Annotated in this window: 2 protein-coding genes and 1 pseudogene; 1 reads left to right on the top strand and 2 read right to left on the bottom strand. The window is 72.3% G+C overall.

Translation table 11 applies throughout. The annotated features are described in order from the left end of the window. Positions 1–350 precede the first annotated feature (350 nt). Entirely contained in the window at positions 351–785 is a 435-nt protein-coding gene (locus ACFXHB_RS44705) for a hypothetical protein (protein ID WP_380582968.1), read from the top strand. 191 nt (positions 786–976) lie between these two features. On the opposite strand, the gene ACFXHB_RS44700 is transcribed toward ACFXHB_RS44705, so the two are convergent. Together ACFXHB_RS44700 and ACFXHB_RS44695 are read right to left on the bottom strand one after the other, a co-directional pair. Beyond that, positions 977–1,939, bottom strand: a complete 963-nt coding sequence (locus ACFXHB_RS44700) for an electron transfer flavoprotein subunit alpha/FixB family protein (RefSeq protein WP_380582966.1) — start codon at positions 1,937–1,939, stop codon at positions 977–979. A gap of 54 nt (positions 1,940–1,993) precedes the next feature. Further along, positions 1,994–2,090 (bottom strand): annotated as a pseudogene (locus tag ACFXHB_RS44695) (electron transfer flavoprotein subunit beta); the annotation flags it as partial.

Raw genomic sequence — 2,090 nt, 5'->3', positions numbered from 1 at the left:
CCGCCGCGAACGGAGCGATCTTCGCCTCGGCCAGCGAACGCACCGCCTCACGCAGCATCCCGTGCTCCTCGGAGACCCGGAAGAGATCGAAGTCCTGGCTCATGATCGGTACTCCTGTTTCACGACGGTACTCAGTACCCTTCATTATGCATGCGCACAGCAAAAAGGGAACTCAGTGCCTTCACAGGGCGGCACTGAGTTCCCTATCCTTTTGCTGGCGTACGGAGGCCGTACCGCCGGCGTACACCGAGGACGCACACCCGGCGGTACGCCCCGGGCGGCCACGCCGGCCGTACGCCGGCGGCGCACAACGAGCCGGCGACCCAGTCCGAGTGCAGGGAGACGACACCGTGGTCCACTCAGCCATCGACGCCGACATCGAGAGCATCCCGCTGTACTTCCAGCGCTGTACGTGGTGCAGCAACCCGACCTTCCAGCGGCTGCTCTGCCCCACCTGCGGCTCCACCGAACTGCGGCTGGAGCGCAGCGAGGGCACCGGCGTGGTACGCCGGTGCGCCGTCGAGCAGGCCCGGACCCCGCTGGCCCGGCAGAAGTCCCTGATCCGGATGGCCGAGGGCTTCGACGTGTGGTGCATCGTCAGCGGTCTGCGCAGCACCGTCCCGGTGGGGACCAGGGTCCGTCTGACACCGGCGCCCGACTCCGACCAGCCCGAGCTGACGCTGCTGCCGCAGGAGGAGCCGGAGCGGGTCCAGCCCGCCGAACCGCGCCCGCTGCCGCCGTGCCAGGGCGGGTTCACCCAGCACTTGGCGGCGTACGCCGAGTAGCGGCGCGGCAGGCCCGGCAGTCGAGGCAGGCCAGCAGGCGCGGACGGCGCGAGCGGCCGACAGGTCCGCCGGCGGGAGGGCGGACGACCTGCGCCACGTACTCCGGACGGAGCGGCAGCGGATACGCCGGAGGGCGTGGCACCGGGTACTCGGTGCCACGCCCTCCGGCGTATCGGGCTCGGGCGAGCGGCTCAGCCCTTGCGGGCCTGGACCTCGCCGGTGAGCTGCGGCAGCACCGCGAAGAGGTCGCCGACCACGCCGTAGTCCGCCAGCTCGAAGATCGGGGCCTCCGGGTCCTTGTTGACGGCCACGATGGTCTTCGAGGTCTGCATGCCGGCCCGGTGCTGGATCGCGCCCGAGATGCCGTTGGCCACGTACAGCTGCGGCGAGACCTGCTTGCCGGTCTGGCCGACCTGGTTGCTGTGCGGGTACCAGCCGGCGTCGACGGCGGCGCGCGAGGCACCGACGGCCGCGCCCAGCGCGTCGGCCAGCTCCTCGACCACGCCGAAGCCCTCGGCGGCACCGACGCCGCGGCCGCCGGAGACCACGATCGCGGCCTCGGTCAGCTCGGGACGCCCGGAGGAGACCCGCGGGGTGCGCGAGGTGACGGTGGCGGCGTTGCCGGTGAAGGCGACGGCGACGCTCTCCACCGCGCCGGCGGCCGGAGCGGCCTCGGGGGCCACCGCGTTCGGCTTCACCGTGATGACCGGGGCGCCGTTGCTGACGCGCGAGTCGACGGTGAAGGAGGCGGCGAACACCGCCTGGGTCGCGACCGGACCCTGCTCACCGGCGCGCAGGTCGACGGCGTCGGTGATGATGCCGGAGCCGATCCGCAGCGCGACGCGGGCGGCGACCTCCTTGCCCTCACCGGACGAGGTCACCAGCACCGCCGCGGCCTCCGAGGCCTTGGCGATCTGGGCCAGCGCGTCGACCTTCGGCACGACCAGCTGGTCGGCGAACTCCGCGCCGTCCGCCACGTACACCTTCACCGCACCGAACTCGCCGGCCTTCGCCGCGATGTCGGCCGCGGCCGCGCCGGCACCCAGCACGACCGCCGACGGCTCACCGATCCGGCGGGCCAGGGTCAGCAGTTCGAGGGCCGGCTTGCGGACCACACCGTCGGCGTGGTCCACCAGAACGAGAATCTCAGCCATTGCTCAATGTCTCCGTACTTCGCTGTGGGCTCGTGAGGGGGCGGCTGCGCCGGCTCAGATGAACTTCTGGTCGGCGAGGAACGCGGCGAGCTGCTTGCCGCCCTCACCCTCGTCCTTGACGACCGTGCCGGCCGTCCGCGCCGGACGCGCC

The sequence above is a fragment of the Kitasatospora sp. NPDC059327 genome, from assembly GCF_042752535.1.
In the GTDB taxonomy this organism is placed as follows: domain Bacteria; phylum Actinomycetota; class Actinomycetes; order Streptomycetales; family Streptomycetaceae; genus Kitasatospora.
Note: the sequence above shows the minus strand (reverse complement) of the source record. Positions and strands in the feature narration are given on the sequence as shown.